The following is a 16,418-nucleotide window of genomic DNA, read 5'->3' as shown; positions in this document are numbered from 1 at the left end:
TATTATTATTTCTTAAATAGGTAGGATTGTAGATAGGTAGTAAATAAGCTTTCCCTATACAGGGTTTTATTTTTGTGTACCTTAAACTTTCCTATGGAAAGTTTTTTTATTTTTAGAAAAGGACGGTGAAGATCATGTCATCAAAAAACTTAGTAGAAAGAGAAACTTGGACAGGAAAACTTGGATTTATTTTAGCTTGTATTGGTTCTGCCATCGGTCTAGGTAATATATGGATGTTTCCTTGGCGATTAGGACAATTTGGAGGAGCAGCCTTTCTTATTCCTTATCTTTTATTTGTCTTTTTATTAGGAACAACTGGACTTATGGGAGAATTTGCATTTGGTAGATCTCAACAAAGAGGTCCTATAGGTGCTTTTGAGAAAGTATTTAAAGAAAAGAATATTCCATTCGGTGCAATAATAGGGAGTATCCCTGTAGCTGCAATAGGAGGAATATTTACATTCTATTCCGTTGTAGTAGGATGGGTATTAAAATATTTTTCTTTAGCTGTATTAGGTGCTTTTCATCATATGGATATTGATAGTGCTTTTGAAAGCTTTGCAGGACATCCTGAAAGTATATTTTGGAACATACTTGCAATACTGATCACACTTAGCATTGTCATATTTGGAATAAAACAAGGTATTGAAAAAGTAAATAAAATCATGATGCCATCATTGTTTATTATTTTTATCCTACTTATGGTTCGATCCTTGTCCCTGCCTGGCTCTATTGAAGGAGTAAATTATTTACTACTACCTGATTGGTCTTACCTACTAAAACCTATTACTTGGATTATGGCATTAGGACAGGCATTTTTTACAGTATCTTTAGGTGGAGGTGCTATGCTAGTACTCGGAAGTTATCTAAGAAAAGATGAGGACATTCCTTCCTCTGCAATACAAACTGCTTTTTTTGATACATCAGCAGCTTTTTTAGCAGCATTTATCATTATTCCAGCAGCATTTGCATTTCATTTAGATGTTTCAGCTGGTCCTCCTCTGCTTTTTATTACAATGCCTCATATTTTCACAAAGCTAAGCGGAGGAACTTTCTTTGGTATTGCATTTTTCTTATGTATTATATTCGCTGCCATCTCTACAGAAGTAGCTTTAATGGAAGTAATAGTAGAAGCATTTATGGATAGACTTGGCTTTAGTAGAAAAAAAGGTGTAATTGCTGCTGCATGTATTGGCATTGTTTTTGGTATTCCCCTAGATCTCAATATGAGTTTATTTGGAAAATTTGCAGATTTTATTACCATCTATTTATTACCTCTTAGTGCACTACTTGCAGCTATTGCATTCTTCTGGATTTACGGAATAGAACGCGCACAAGCTGAGGTAAATCAAGGTGCTTTAAGACCATTAGGAAAATGGTGGGGATTTTTTGCAAAATATATTTTTGTATTTGTAGCAGCCATTGTTTTAGTTTTAGGAATTATTTATGGAGGAATTGGTTAAAATTTAAAAAGCCACTATAATGTGGCTTAATATCTCCTGTTCCAAAAGTTTATGGGATCTTGACTTTTGTTGATGGGTACAGGTTTGTACCCATTTTTTTGTAGATATTTTAATATTTGAGGAAGAGCCTTAACAGTCGTGCTTCTTTCATGAAGTAATATGACTGGTACACGATGTCTTTTTACTTGTTTTTTTACATTATTAATAATAACATTCGGAGAAATATTTTTCCTTAAGCTATCTCTGCTATCAACATTCCAATCCCACATTTTATATCCTGCTCTTTTTACTGCCTTTCTATAAGAACTTGTCATATAAGGTACGCTTCCATAAGGAACTCTAATCAAATTAGTTTTTATACCTGCTACCTTTTGTAAAGATGTATTGCAAATATTCATTTCAGAAACAACAGTATTTGGAGATCTATAAATCTTTCTTACATTATGGCTTACCCCGTGAAGTCCTACAGAATGACCTTCATTTATTAATTTTCGAACAACGCTCTTATATATTCTTATTCTATCTGAAAGCATAAAAAAGGTTGCTTTGGCGTTATATTGATTTAAAATATTAAGTATTTTTTCTGTATATATACTAGGACCATCATCAAATGTAATATATACAATTTTTCCTTGTTTTTTTAATAATCTCTTTTTCATTCTTGCTTCTTCTTGTTTCTTTTTTATTTCTCCTAAAATCCTTTCCTTTTCTTTAATGATCTTATTTTGAAGCATAAAAAACAACTCATCATCTCCTACTGATAAAGCAGCATTTCTTGCTCTTGCAATAGGACCTTCATCAATATAGCTTACCTCATATCCAAAGTAATTAGCAATAAACTTATAAGGAGCCATCGTATGATTATTTTCTAAAAATATGCAATCTGTTAAAATTTGTCCTTTATCTGTAAATAACGCTTTAAGAGAAAGATCTAATATTATTTCTTTATTTCCCTTTCTAATAAAAACACAATTATTTCTCTGATCCCATTTTGTATGAACCTTTAAATATTCTGATAATGCGCTAATCGGTACATAAGTTATTCCATTTTTTACTACAGGATAAGTGTCATGAAAGGATACTAACTGATCATTGACAACAATATAAATAAAATTATTCAAGCTTTCATTTTCTGCAAAGCTTTGAAAGGGAAAAAATATAACTATAAATAAAACAAAAGCTCCTATGCATTTTTTCATAAGCATTACCCTTTCATATTTGTATAAGAATCTTTCTTTAAAAAATAGTTTTTGTATTTTTTATAAACTTACACCCTGTAAATTTTTCTATAGTAAATAAAATAAACCTCCCTGCCTTATCGCAAAAGAGGTTTATTCTTCTTTAAGTTTCTTTAGATATTTCAATTAATTTTTTTACCATATATCCACTATCGTATCTGTTTTTCCTTGAAGTTAATTCTTTAGATAAACCTAATTCATTTGATATTTCCAATTTGAATTGATTTAAGGCTGCTCTTGCTTCAAGAACTACTGCTTTATTTTTAGCCATAATTTCAACTCCTTAAATAAATTTTTACCTTTTCATTATTAGTATTTGTTTTTTTATTTTATAAATTCCTTGTAGTTTTATGAATATAAACCAAATGCAGTAAAAACTTTAAGCTAATCCTTTAATAAGAAATTCTTTTTCTATTCTTAACAAGCGACACAAATAAATATGCAAAAACAGAAAAAATAATAATAGCAGCCCCTGAAGGAATTTTAAATATATAAGAAAGATATAATCCTGAAAAACAAAATAAAACTCCTATAAATATAGATAAAAGCATTATTTTTTTTAAATTATAAGTAAACTGCTTTGCAATAGATGTTGGTGCTGTAAGAAGGGTAATGATCAATATAATTCCAACTACCCTTATCAAAATAACAATGGTTAAAGCTATTAAAATATACAGCATATATTCTAAAAAACTCACCTTCACTCCAACAACTTGTGTAAATTCTTCATCAAATAAAAAAGCTTTAAACTGTTGAAAATAAGCAGAAATTGCAAATACAATAATCATATCTAAAAAAAATATAATATATAAATCAATTTTAGATATAGTTAAAATATCTCCAAAAAGATAAGATGATATGTCAGGAGGATATCCCGGAGTTAAGTATATAAAAATAATCCCTATAGCCATTCCAAAGGACCAAAACATTCCTACTAAAAGATCACTGCTTGTATTAGTTTTTTTATTTATTTTGGCAATTCCTAAAGCTGCCATAATAGAAAAAACAAGTGCTCCTATTATAGGTTCAATACCTAGAAAATATCCTATACCGATTCCCCCAAATGCAGTATGAGCAATACCTCCACTCATCATAATCATTTTTCTTTCTGTAATAACCGTTCCAATAATACCACAAGCAATACTCGCAAAAACTGCACCTATTAATGCATGTTGCAAAAATTTATATGCAAAAATTCCTTCAATCATGTTTAACCTCCTTATGCTCATGCAAAACTCTATGAGGAATCCCATGTGCAATAATATCTACTGGACAACCATAAACACGCCCTAAAATCTCTTCATTTAATCTTGGTTCTCCATGATAAAACAACTCCTTATTTAAGCATGCAATATTTTTTACATAAGTAGATATAGCACTCATATCATGAGTAACCAAAATTATAGTCATTTCTTCATTTAAATCCTTTAAAATATTAAATATTTGAGTTTTAACATTAGCATCAAGACTTGCTGTTGGCTCATCTAAAAGGAGTATTTTAGGTTCTACTGCTAATGCTCTAGCAATCAGTACTCTTTGTAGCTGACCTCCTGAAAGCTGTCCAATCTGTCTATCCTTCAATTGAAAAATATCCAATTTTTTCATAATTCTTTCTGCTTTATTCTCTTCTCCACTATTAAATTTCATAAATAGCTTATTATTCTTCTTAAGCATTCCCATTAGTACAACCTCTTTTACTGTTATAGGAAAGCTTTTATTAAAGCTACTAAACTGTGGTACATAGCCTATAATCTCTTTAGATTTATTTAAAGGTTCATCAAAAATTTTAATACACCCTGTTCTTAATCTTATCAGTCCTAATATAGCTTTTAACAGCGTACTTTTTCCTCCTCCATTCGGTCCAATAATCGCTAAGAAATCATTTTCTTTTACTTTTAAATTTATATTATTAAGAACCTGTACATCATTATAAAAGACATCAATTCCTTCTATTTCTACTGCATTTTTCATATTACCACCTCTATTTTACGGAATCTGCAAAGGCTTTTGCTATATTCTCCATATTTTCTATATAATTAGGTGCTAAAGGAGCTACCTCTTTAGCTTCACCATCTATTTCTTCAGCGATTACTCTAGACTGCTTTGAATCAATCTCTGCTTGATAAAATATAGTCTTGATATTTTCCTTTTTAGCATAATCAATAATTCTCTTTATATCTTCTATTGTTGCTTCTTTTCCATCCTTTTCTATAGCAACCATTTTCAATCCATAATCATCTGCAAAATATCCAAAAGCAGGATGATATACCAAAAATCCTTTTTTAGGTAAATCTTCTATAGATTTTTTTATCTTCACATCTAACTGTTCTATTTTTTTTATATATTCTTCGGCATTTTTTATATATATGTCTTTGTTTTTAGGATCTATTTCACACAGCTTATCTTCTATTACCTTTATCATAAGCTTTACCCTTTTAGGAGATAACCATATATGAGGATCTCTCTTTCCAGGTGAAAACTCTCTATCCTTATAAACCTTTGAAACCTCTTCATCTAAAGGCACAATATCAATATCTTCACTTATACTAGATAGCTTTGGAATAATGTTGGCTTTTTCAGTAGGCACTCCTATTGAAAAATAAACAGAAGCTTTACTAAGCATCTCAAGCTCCTTTGGAGAAGGTGCATAATTTTCAGGACTATTCCCCGGTGGAATCATAGTAACAACTTCAATCAAATCTCCTCCTACTGATTTTACAAAAGTCTTCTCAGGAACTATAGATACTGCTACAGTTAGCTTTTCTATATTAGATGCTTCTTTATTACAAGCTGTTAAAGAAAAAAATACTATCATACTAAGGATTAGATAAGAACATATTTTCAATACATTTCTCATATTCATACTCCTTCCTATTTTTATATGTATATTATATTCCTACTGCAAATGTAAATGCAAGTCATTTTCATATCTGTCTATTTTCTATTATTGTCCTAACTATATTAATTTTATAAGTTTAAAAAAATGGAGCTTACTTATGCAAGTAAACTCCATTTTTTTAAACTTTAAACACCTTCATAGACTGAGCTAGTTCATTAATCATTTCATTTAACTGATTCATAGATAATGCTACTTCTTCCATAGAAACGGTCTGCTCTTGTGCAGATGCACTAATCTGTTGTGTTGTTGCTGCTGCTTGCTGTGCTACAGATGATATTTTTTCAATAGAAGTCACTACAGCTCTCTTAGCTTGATCCATATGCTGTATATTTTCATTTAACCATTTTATTTGCCCTATTACATCATCTGCTGATCTTTTAATTTCATTATAAATTTCTGTTGTTTTTCCTAAATATTCATTCCCTTCTCTAATAATCCCCTGAGCCTCTTCCATTTTGTTATTAGTTTGAACAATATCTTCTTTTATTTCATCTATTATATTTTGTATTTCTTTTGTAGCATTAGACGACTGTTCTGCTAATTTTTTTACTTCTGCTGCTACAACAGCAAAGCCACTTCCAGCTTCCCCTGCTCTTGCTGCTTCAATAGCTGCATTAAGTGATAAAAGATTTGTCTGTTCTGCAATAGCTTTTATTGTTTCTATTATACCACTTATAGATTTTGATTTTTTAGAAAGTCTTCCTATTTCTTCTGCAACACTTTTTGATGCTTTTGTGTTTCCCTCAAATTTTTGATTCAATTTCATTATTGAATTAATGCCTTCTTCTGTTTTTTCCTTCATGTTTTCAGCATGATATGTTACATTTTTTATATAATTCTTCATATATTGAATTTTTTCTGCTAAATCCTTTGTCCTCTCAAAGCTACTATTAGCTTCTACTGCTTGATTGTTTACACCAGCTGCAATCTGTCCAACAGCTTTTGAAATTTCTTCACTAGCATATCTTACTCCTTGTACTGAATTCATAATAACACAAGATGCATCTGTTATTTTATCTGTTATATTTTTATTTTTATGTATCAAAGCGCTTATATTCTTTACAGTTTTGTCAAATACATTAGACAATACAGCAATCTCATCCTTTCCTGACATATTCGATTGAACAGTCAAATTACCATTTCCAATTTCTTCTGCATTTTTTGTAAGCTCTGCAAGGCGTAGTGTTAATCTGCGTGAAAAATACAATGCAAACAAAACAATAAGCATAAGTGCTATACCATTAATCATTATATACTTCTTTTTTATATCAAAAAGAGATTTATACATATCTTCTTTAGCAGCAATAACGCCTAAAATCCATCCTGTTATTGGAAATTTCTTATATACCATATACTGTTCTTCACCATCTATTTTAAATTCTATATTTCCCTCACCATTATGGAGTATCTCATTCCCTACAGCTTTTAACTCTTCATTTTCTAAAATATTCGTATTTAGCAATTTTTCATTAGGATGTGAAAAAATAGTCCCCTTATCATCTATTAATATAGCATGTCCATATCCATTAATATTAATATTTCCAACCGTTTTCGTAATAGCTGTAAGTATTATATCCTCTGCAATAACACCTTCTATATTGTTTTCTGCATCCTTTATAGGAATAGCTACTGAAACAACATAATCTTTTGTTTCTGAATCTATGTAAGGCTCCGTAAATACTACTTTCCCCTCTGATTTTGCTTTTATATACCAATGACGCTTTCTATGATCCCAATCCTTTGGGGGAATCCAATCTCCTCCATCAAAATACCTTCCATCCTCAAAGCCCATATACATAGAAGATAAATCAGTATCTTCCTTAAATACCTCCATATACTTTTTATAGTCTATTTCTTCTTTTTCTAAATTTGTTAAAATACTATGTGTAATGCTCAAATTTTTTTCTTTTGTTAAAATCCACTGATTAAAGTGATTACTTACCCCGTCAGCAACACCTTTCATTTGTGACTGAATATTTTTTTCGATCTCTTTTTTGATATTAATATAGCTTAAAGAAGAAACTGTTATCAATGCTATACTCGATAATAAAACCAATGCTAATATAAGCTTAGCTTTTACTTTCATTTTATATCCCCCCTTGAATACACTGTACCTCTTATATATTATAATTTTATCTCTTTTCATAATTTTATCATATTTTTATCGTTTAGTTTTATAAAAATTTATTTTGCTACTCTAATTGGCTTAGATTTCAATGCACTTCCTTTAATATTTACAACCACATTTACTTCTGTTTTTAAGTCTTTAAAAACCTTATCCCAATCTGGTTTTATTTTTTTCCACACATTTGGCATTTCTTTTTTTATGCTTTTGCTGAATTTAAAAATATCACTATCATAATCTTTTTGTACTTTCTTTATGACGTTTTCTATTTGCTGTTTAATTTGCTTTTCAGCATCTTTTTTTAATATCGTTCTTCCTTCCTTGCCAATAAAATCTTGTGTTCCCCCTATTTCTCCTATCATTACATCTGTTTCAGCATCAATTTTCATAGTAAGTTTACCTTCTATATATATAGGTTTTACCTTTGTATTATTTTTTAATATTTCTAATGTTATCCTAGTAGCTTTTTTATTCATAGTAGATTCTACTACAACAAGCCCTCCATATATATGATCAATAGTCCATAAAAAACCTTGAGCTTCAACCTCATCAAGCCATCCAACTGCTTTATCACCCTTAAATACTGTAAGTCCTCCTATATAAGGCTGGATTTTTCCTTCAACTACTATATTCCTTATAGTAGGTAATGTAGGAGATATTCCTTCAGAATATAAATCTTTTATGAATTTCCATATTTGTGCACAATGATACTTTGCAATATTATTTTCTGATTCTATGGCATCATCTAAATGAAATGAAATTATTGGATGTACATCCTTCTCATGATAGCTTTCTAATATTTCTCTAGCAGTTTTTTCCTTTGAAACTATAAGTCTCATATCTTCTCTAAATTCAGCATCTCTATATATATAATCAAGAATCGGTATTATTCTTTTTTTGGCAATATCCTGACTAATAATAATAGTTTTTGCATGTGCCCAATATAATTTCCTTCCTGTTTTCGTAATAATATCTCTTACACCATCAAAAGGTAATTTCCCTCTACTCTGATATAATTCTCCATGCATTTGAGCCTCTTTTTCTGATGCTGGATTTATAATCTCAATAGTAGTAATATACTCTTTTCCCTTTTCATCATAATCTAATGCCATGCCTGCAACTAGCCTCATCTCATCAATATCTTTATAGTTCCAACAGCCCGAAAAAAGCAATAAACTTAAAGCTATCATAAAAATTAATAGCTTGTTTTTTTTCATCATATCTCTTATCCACCTATAATCATCTTTACAACTTTTTCTATAGGCTTTGCAGGACTTGGAATCTTCACTCCTAAACTAAGAAGTATACTCATTATAAATGCAGCTATAAAAGTTATGCTATAAAGGATCAATTCTTTTTTCTGATTCTTTTTTACTAGTGGAACAATTTCAACAACACCAATGATAATATAAACCAATATAATTAAGATAACCATATATCAACTTCCCACCTTAATTGGCTTTGATCTTAATGCACTTCCTCTAATATTTACTTCTGCTTTTACTTCTATCTTTAAATCCTTAAATATTTTATCCCAATCATCCTTTATCTCTTTCCAAAGCTTTGGATGCTCTCTCTCAATAATAGAACCAAATCCAAAAATATCACTATCATATTCTTTTTGGACCTTCTTTATAATGCTTTTTATTTTATTTTCTATTAATTTTTCAGCATCTTTCTTTACCATACTCCTTCCTCTTTCATTTATGAAATCTATCTGATTTTCCAATTCGTTTATATTCACAGTTGTATTTATATTAATATTTATAGTTATTTCTCCATTTTCATATGTAGACTTCGTCTTTGTCTTGTTTTTAAATATTTCTAATGCTACTCTTACTGGTTCTTTAGGTGTTTTTTCTTCTACAATAATAACTCCTCCCTTTATTTTATCCATGATGAACAGAAAACACTTTGAATCATTTCCATCGAGCCATCCTACTAGCTTTGAAGCTTTAAAAATACCTGTTCCATGCATTTGAATAATCTTTTTGTCTTTATAGGGTGTTATTTTTACTGTAGGAAGAGTAGGATCAATACCTTCTGTCTCTAAATCATCTACAAACTTCCATAATGGAACAGCATGATATTTTTCTATCCCTCTCTCATTTTTTAAAATTTCTTCTAGTTGAAAAGAAACTATATTCTGTATCATTGCATCTGTTTTTAAAATTTCTCCAGCAGTTTTCTCTTTTGACAATATCATCCATATATCATCCCTAAACTCAGCATCCCTTTTTACAAAATCTACTAAGCTTATAAGGATTTTATCATTCTTTGCTACCTCCTCACTAATAATAATAACCTTTGCATGAGCCCAAAATACTTTTTTCCCTGTTAAAGGAATCATATTCCTAATGGCTTCAAATATATTTTTCCCTTTTGTTTTAATAATTTCAGTTTTCATTTTGGTTTTTCCATCAATTAGCATAGGATATACAACTTCTGTTGTTAAAATAATCTCATCCTTTTCTTTATCATAATCTACTGCTGTACCTACTGCTATAGAAACATCATTAATCTCCCTATAATTCCAGCAGCCTGAAGCAATGATTATATACATGCATATGATAAAAATAAGGATTATTTTTTTCATTCTGTTACCTCTTTTCTGGAATTTGAGAATCTTTTTTTCTAATAGGATTTTTCCCACCGATGAGCTTTGGACGGTAATACATATACCACCACGGAGCTCTAATAGCAGTATCCTTTATATCCTGCATTTTCACAGATCCAATATTAGTCATATAAGGAATACCAAAGGATCTTATCGCCATAAGGTGAATAAACAAGCCAATAATTCCAAATATATAACCATATAATCCCAAAAATGCTGAAAGAAATAAAAATATTGTTCGAATAACAATCATAGGTCCAATCATTTTAGGAATTAAAAAATTGGTAATACCAGTAAGGGCTGTAACTATTACGATAGGTGCACTAACAAATCTTGCATCTACAGCTGCTTGTCCTAATATAATAGCACCAACAAAGCCTATAGTTGAACCAATTGGAGCTGGAAGCCTCACCCCTCCTTCTCTCAATAATTCAAATGCAAGTAGCATAAGCAATGCCTCTATGATAGTAGGGAACGGAACACCTTCCCTTGCTGCTGAAATACTTAAAATAAGGGGAGTCGGTATCATTTCCTGATGAAATGTTACTAAAGCAACATAAATAGCTGGTACACTTGTTGATAAAAAAAATGCAAATACTTTAAGCAATCTATTTATAGAAGAATATATGTAATTATTGTAGTAATCTTCATTTGCTTGAAAATATTCGATAAACAAATAAGGTAGTGTTAATACAAATGGTGTACCATCAACCACAATCCCAATTTTCCCCTCAAGAAGATTAGCAACAACAATATCTGGTCTTTCTGTATTTCCAACTGTAGCAAAGGGTGATAATGGAGCATCTTTTATGAATTCTTCTATATATCCAGATTCAAGTATTGCATCAATTTGAATATCATCTAATCTTTTTTGTACTTCTCTTACAATTTTTTCATTTGCTAATCCTTCTATATAACATATACATACCTTTGTTTTCGTTCTAACGCCTATTTCCATAAAATTAAATTTTAAATCAGGACTTAATATTCTCTTTCTGATTAGTGCTAAATTCGGTATAATAGATTCTGTAAACCCTTCTCTTGGTCCTCGCACTACTTGCTCTGATGTAGGCTCAGTAATAGATCTTTTTTCACATCCTTTTGTATCTATGATCAAGCCTTCACAATACCCTTCAACCAAAATAACGCTACTTCCAGATAAAATACTCATCATCATTTCATTAGCATCTTTTTCTTTTTTTATACCTGAAGCATTAATGATTTTTCTTTCTAATATATCTAAAATATTTTGTTCTCCTATTTTCTGTAAAGGCTTACTATTCATCATAGGTAATATTATGTTTTCATGAATATCTATTTTATCCACCATTCCATCAATAAAAATCAGACAACACTTTAGCTTATCCCAATCTTTGCTTTCTACTCTTCTAAAAATAATGGTTTCATTAGGCTCAAATACTTTTTTAAATGAATCTATATTTTCCTCAAGAGATTTTGTTAATTTTATATCCTTTGTTTTATTAGACTGTTTTTTACTATTAGTTCCTAAAATCTTATCTTTTAATATTCTAAGCATAAAAACACCTCAACAATGCTATATTCTTCGATATTTACTATTATCTGTTACAACACATTTTTCTATGCAATATTTATCCACATGCATTTTAAAAAGCTATGCTCTTATTTGATTGAAATATAAAAATGAGCCCCTAGACTATCTAGGAGCTTAAATAACGAGTTGATTTATTTTTTATGCTTTCGATGTAAATCTATTTTATCTATATCAAATATTCTAATAGCATCCTTTACACCTTTCTCAATAGCAAGTTTTCCATAGTTATCTACTTCTTTTTTATCTTTCGGTCCATGATGCAAGGATGCTGCACCTCCAATACATCCTCCCTTGCACGCCATTCCCTCAATGAAATTCCCTTGAAGTCTGCCTACTTTTGCTATTTTTAATGCTTTATCACACTCTGCAATCCCATCACAAGAAATTGGTTTAAAATCTACACAAATATTCTCTTCTTCGATTACATGCTTAATAGCTTCTGTAAGTCCTCCAGTTCTTGCAAATATTCTTCCAAAAAAGGATGCATTATTTAAAACATCTTCTTCACATTTCTCAATTTCAATACCTGCCGCATCAATCATTGCACATAACTCTTCAAAGGTAAGGACATAATCTGTACTCCCCTTAATATCTTCCTCTTGCATTTCTGCTTTTTTTGCCATACATGGTCCAATAAATACTACTTTTGCACAAGGATCAATATTTTTAATAAGTCTTGATATTGCAATCATCGGTGAAACAGAAGTAGATATATTATCTACAAATTCAGGATAACACTTTTTAATATAAGAGACAAAAGCTGGACAGCATGAACTTGTCATTACTTTTTTATCTTCTATTGTATCTTTAAACTCATGAGCTTCATGAAGGGTAACAATATCTGCACCTAAAGCTGCTTCTACTACATCATGAAATCCTAATTTTTTTATTGCTGTTACCACCTGCCCTATATTAGCTTCTGTAAATTGACTTGCAATAGCAGGTGCAATTACTGCATATACATTAATATTATTTTCTTCCCTTGTATTTAACAAATCAATAACATCTACAATATATGATTTATCCATAATAGCACCAAAAGGACATTGAATAACACATGCACCACATTGTATACATTTTTCATTATCAATAACAGCTTTTCTATTATTTGGATCAATAGTTAATGCTTTTGTAGGGCAAGCTTCTCTACAAGGTCTTAATACATCAGAAACTGCATTATATTGACAAGCATCTCTACATCTTCCACATTCTATGCATTTCTCTTGGTTTATATAAGCCCTTTGTCCAACATGAAAAATTGCACCAACAGGGCAAGCCTCTGAACATCTATGGGCAAGACATCCTCTGCAAGCTTCTGTAATTGTAAAACGATTAATAGGACATTCATCACATGCAATATCTAAAACTTCTATAATATTAGGATTGCTCCTATCTCCTCCCATTGCAAGCTTTACTCGATCTACCATAATAGCTCTTTCTTTATATATACAACATCTTGTTCTCGGTTTTGGTCCTGGAATAATCATCTCTGGAATTTTTTCATAATTTTCCTCAAGAGTTCCTTCCATAGCAAATCTAGCTACTTCTCTTAATACTTCATATTTTATCAACTGTACATTACTTTCAAATTTTCTCATCCCCACACTCCTCACTATATATATGTTACCTTTACTTTTTTCCCTAACTTTTCCATAAGTTCAATTAACTCATCTACTACCTTCAATTTTATGGTTAAATCAAGTGGAAAACCCGTATTTTGGTGAGCAGGATTTACTGCCCTCCCAACCCATAAATTTAGATGCGTACAATCTTCAATAAGCATTTTTGTTAATCTTGATGCACCATCCTTATCCTTTGGTCTATATGCAACATTTGTTTCAGATGTATTAATATATTTTTTTATTTTTTCTACAACCTTACATAGCGTTAAAACTCCTTCTGTAACAAGGTCTATGCCTTTGATGTTAGCTGTAGGAGGAATATCCTTATCATAAAAATCCATATTTACAACTAGCTCTTCTTTCAATTCTCTTGCCACAATATTTGCAGCAGTTCCTCCACAAACTACCTTCTTTCCTTCTCCTTGCATAAACTTTTTAACAACATACGGATCATCATTCTTATCTTTAGGTGGCCCTGTAAACATGTCTATTTCCTCACCTTTTCGGAATTTTACCGTAACTACAGTAGTATCATCTCCCGGCTTATTATCATATAGGCTTTGACATACTTCTATCAAATTTTTAGTAACATTTTTTGCACATTTTTCCTTTCCTGAAATCCTAGTCAAATGATCTTTTACATTATCCCATTGCCAGCCTAAATTCAGTATTGCACCTACTCCTGCATGAATCACTCCATCACTTACTACAGTTAGCGTATCTCCAGGTCTTAATGTAAAATTGCTTTCTTTAATGAATCTTTCATTCATTGGAATACTTCTTTTTTCTATATTAATATACGCATCTTCTCTTATAAGAAATAAGGGTGGATTATCATATTCAACAGCATATACTTCTCCATCATTATTAATCTTTATGATTGTAAAAGTTGAATAAGCAATTTTTCTTACACTACATACAGGCAAAGTATTCATAATAGTATCTACTGTCTCATCAATACTAGCCCCTTCCATTAACATCGTTGCAGCTATTTTTGAAGTTAAAGTTGCTAATATATTTGCTTTTACACCGCTTCCTAATCCATCTGCTAGTACAATAATCATACTATCCTCTGTTCTGATAATTTCTACCTTATCTCCACATAGCTCTTCTCCATATTTATTTAAGCTATCAAAGGCAACATCTATAAAATAGGTCACTTCGCATCACCATTCTCATCTAAAGCGATTTGTTTTAATTTTGTTAAGATCATCTTAGTTTCTGCCGTTGTTTCTCCAAGAAGACTTGCTATTTCTTGAGCTACACGCATTTGCTTTTCAATAACTCTTTGAGCTGCATCAATAGTTTTTTCTTTTACCCTAATCAATTCTTTTTTATGTTTTTCTTCTAATGTAGTATTTGTCATAATGGCCAACAAAATATTTTGTTTTTCTAGATATAAAATACTTTGTAATAATACCACACCATATTGAGGATAAGCAACCTTATGTCCAATAAAATCTTTTTTAGTTTCTTTAACTTTTTGAAATATATGATCATCTATTATCACAGAAATAGGTTTATCCTTTATTTCTTCTGCTCTTATATTAAAAATTTTTTCTGCCGTTGGGTTAAACTCTTTCACATGCATATTTTCATCTACTAATATAATAATATTTGGCGTATTTTCAAATATAACATTTGTCAATCGCTCGGCTTTACTCCTCATAAAAGGAAGGCACATATTAAGCTCTGCCATTCCTTCGTATACAGCTTGAGCCTTTTCACGACATGTATTGTATCCACAGCCTCCACAATTTAGTTCATCCTCTGGTTCATATTTTCCTATCTTTCTTAAAATACTCCTTATTTCTTCTTCACTTGCTTTCTTCTTTGACAAATTTCTATCAAAAAATTTCTTTGTAAAATTAATATTCTCTATATCCTCATAGCGCTTGTCCATAAAGGAAGCTTCTTTACTTTTTACATATTCCTTTATTTTCTTTTGAATTTTATAAAAGTCATTTTCGTGTTTAAGCATTCCCGGGCCACCTACACAGCTTCCTCTACATGTGCTTACCTCTATACAAGCATTTTTTATATTACCCTGCTTAATAGACTGAAATATCTTCATACATTGGTCTATACCATCTACTTTAATTATTTCATACTTACCTTTATCATCATTTATAAAGCTTTTTAAGACTCCACCGTCTATTGGAAATCCACAGCCTTCCCTTGAACTCTCTTTATCAAAATTTTTTGGTGCAAGCTCCTTTAGTATAATATTTTCTTCTTCTAACCATTTTTTTAATTCTTCAAAGGTAATCACTGCATCAATAATACCTTTATGTTGAAAATTGATAGATTCTATTTTTTTTCCTGTACAAGGACCTATAAATACTACATAACTATCCATACCATACTCATTTTTTAGTATTTTTCCATGAGCAATCATTGGTGAAACCACTGGGATTAAATATTTTATCAACGATGGAAAATATTTTTCTACTAAATAATTTCCGGAAGGACAACAAGTGGTAATCAGGTTTTCATATTTTCCTAAAGCTACATACTCTTTATATAATATTGCAACAGCTTCTGCTCCAATAGCAGTTTCTTCAACAATATGAAAACCTAAAAGCTTTAGCGCTGTTACGATTTGTCTTGCATCTTTCATAGAAAATGCTCCCGCAAATGAAGGTGCAATACTTGCAATCATTCTTCTATTGCTTTTTATTGCATCCTTTATTTCTTGGAGGTCACTCTTTATTTGTCTAGCATTTTGAGGACAAATTATTAAACATTGTCCACAGCCAATACATAATTCTTCCACAATTTCTGCTTGTTCATTTTTTATTTTTATTGCCTTTACAGGACAAGCCCGTAAACACTTGTAGCAATTTTTACAATTTGCCTGTGAAAAGTTTAATATGCCCAA

Annotated in this window: 14 protein-coding genes; 1 reads left to right on the top strand and 13 read right to left on the bottom strand. The window is 30.6% G+C overall.

The genetic code is table 11. The features are described from left to right. The first annotated feature begins 134 nt into the window (after positions 1-134). Positions 135-1,463 (top strand): sodium-dependent transporter, encoded by a 1,329-nt coding sequence (locus KVH43_RS06685; RefSeq protein ID WP_218281791.1) that lies wholly within the window; start codon positions 135-137, stop codon positions 1,461-1,463. Positions 1,464-1,489: 26 nt separating this feature from the next. Here KVH43_RS06685 and KVH43_RS06680 read toward each other — a convergent pair whose 3' ends face one another. The 13 genes from KVH43_RS06680 to KVH43_RS06620 all read right to left on the bottom strand — a co-directional run bounded on the left by KVH43_RS06680 (position 1,490) and on the right by KVH43_RS06620 (position 16,418). Further along, a complete protein-coding gene (locus tag KVH43_RS06680; protein WP_218281790.1) occupies positions 1,490-2,662 on the bottom strand; it encodes a polysaccharide deacetylase family protein in 1,173 nt (390 codons plus the stop codon). Positions 2,663-2,804: 142 nt separating this feature from the next. Beyond that, the gene (locus KVH43_RS06675) at positions 2,805-2,972 is read right to left on the bottom strand and encodes an alpha/beta-type small acid-soluble spore protein (RefSeq protein WP_218281789.1); all 168 of its coding nucleotides are present in this window, start codon (positions 2,970-2,972) and stop codon (positions 2,805-2,807) included. Between the two features lie 121 nt (positions 2,973-3,093). Then, positions 3,094-3,909, bottom strand: a complete 816-nt coding sequence (locus tag KVH43_RS06670) for a metal ABC transporter permease (protein WP_218281788.1) — start codon at positions 3,907-3,909, stop codon at positions 3,094-3,096. Next, positions 3,902-4,672, bottom strand: a complete 771-nt coding sequence (locus KVH43_RS06665; protein ID WP_218281787.1) for a metal ABC transporter ATP-binding protein — start codon at positions 4,670-4,672, stop codon at positions 3,902-3,904. Before KVH43_RS06665 ends, KVH43_RS06670 begins: the two co-directional genes overlap by 8 nt. Before the next feature lie 10 nt (positions 4,673-4,682). Continuing rightward, positions 4,683-5,558 carry a metal ABC transporter solute-binding protein, Zn/Mn family gene (locus KVH43_RS06660; RefSeq protein ID WP_218281786.1) on the bottom strand — a complete coding sequence of 292 codons (876 nt, stop codon included), beginning with the start codon at positions 5,556-5,558 and terminating at the stop codon, positions 4,683-4,685. Positions 5,559-5,718: 160 nt separating this feature from the next. Further along, complete coding sequence (locus tag KVH43_RS06655; protein ID WP_218281785.1) at positions 5,719-7,686, bottom strand: methyl-accepting chemotaxis protein; 1,968 nt, start codon at positions 7,684-7,686, stop codon at positions 5,719-5,721. 98 nt (positions 7,687-7,784) lie between these two features. Continuing rightward, positions 7,785-8,945: a Ger(x)C family spore germination protein gene (locus KVH43_RS06650; protein ID WP_218281784.1), complete on the bottom strand. Its 1,161-nt coding sequence runs from the start codon at positions 8,943-8,945 to the stop codon at positions 7,785-7,787. A gap of 5 nt (positions 8,946-8,950) precedes the next feature. Beyond that, positions 8,951-9,160 carry a hypothetical protein gene (locus tag KVH43_RS06645; protein ID WP_218281783.1) on the bottom strand — a complete coding sequence of 70 codons (210 nt, stop codon included), beginning with the start codon at positions 9,158-9,160 and terminating at the stop codon, positions 8,951-8,953. Between the two features lie 3 nt (positions 9,161-9,163). Beyond that, on the bottom strand, positions 9,164-10,321 hold the full coding sequence (locus tag KVH43_RS06640) for a Ger(x)C family spore germination protein (RefSeq protein ID WP_218281782.1): 1,158 nt from the start codon (positions 10,319-10,321) through the stop codon (positions 9,164-9,166). A 4-nt stretch (positions 10,322-10,325) separates the two neighbouring features. Beyond that, positions 10,326-11,879 (bottom strand): spore germination protein, encoded by a 1,554-nt coding sequence (locus KVH43_RS06635; protein ID WP_218281781.1) that lies wholly within the window; start codon positions 11,877-11,879, stop codon positions 10,326-10,328. A gap of 167 nt (positions 11,880-12,046) precedes the next feature. Beyond that, a complete protein-coding gene (locus tag KVH43_RS06630) occupies positions 12,047-13,513 on the bottom strand; it encodes a 4Fe-4S dicluster domain-containing protein (protein WP_218281780.1) in 1,467 nt (488 codons plus the stop codon). A 14-nt stretch (positions 13,514-13,527) separates the two neighbouring features. Then, positions 13,528-14,697: a SpoIIE family protein phosphatase gene (locus KVH43_RS06625; protein WP_218281779.1), complete on the bottom strand. Its 1,170-nt coding sequence runs from the start codon at positions 14,695-14,697 to the stop codon at positions 13,528-13,530. Further along, entirely contained in the window at positions 14,694-16,418 is a 1,725-nt protein-coding gene (locus KVH43_RS06620; RefSeq protein ID WP_218281778.1) for a [Fe-Fe] hydrogenase large subunit C-terminal domain-containing protein, read from the bottom strand. The genes KVH43_RS06625 and KVH43_RS06620 overlap by 4 nt, the downstream gene beginning before the upstream one ends.

Source organism: Crassaminicella indica (genome assembly GCF_019203185.1).
In the GTDB taxonomy this organism is placed as follows: Bacteria; Bacillota; Clostridia; order Peptostreptococcales; family Thermotaleaceae; genus Crassaminicella; species Crassaminicella indica.
The sequence above is the reverse complement of the archived record's forward strand: the minus strand, read 5'-3'. Positions and strand labels throughout refer to the sequence as shown.